Below are 362 nucleotides of genomic sequence, written 5' to 3'. Positions count from 1 at the left end.
CGGTCGAACCACACCCCCTGCACCATCACACCCGCCGCAGGAGACAACCGCCCCTGCGCCGCACCACGCTCCACCACAACAAGGTCACTGAGCGCGTCCTGCGACATTCCCTCGGCATCGACACGCCTCACTACAGCGGCAGTTGAGGTATCGGCGGGGACCGTCAGCCGCCATATGCCGTCCGTGGACAGCTCTGCCCGCATCCGCAACACATCGTGATGCTTCAGGACCGCCCGGACCGCAGCCTCCACGTCCCCCAGCCCGGCACCCGCACGCACCGCCACACCCATCGACTGGTAGAAGCCGTCCAGGGCCCCGCCCCGCCCGCCGAACAACGCCATCACCGGCGTCGCAGGCACTTC

Annotated in this window: 1 pseudogene; it reads right to left on the bottom strand. The window is 68.8% G+C overall.

Features of this window, described 5'->3' with window-relative positions:
- Window positions 1-362, bottom strand: a pseudogene (locus tag FKN01_RS32815) (peptide synthetase); the annotation flags it as partial.

Origin of the sequence: Streptomyces sp. 130 (assembly GCF_007096885.1) — a bacterium.
Taxonomy (GTDB): Bacteria; Actinomycetota; Actinomycetes; order Streptomycetales; family Streptomycetaceae; genus Streptomyces.
This window is presented reverse-complemented; position numbering and strand designations above follow the sequence as displayed.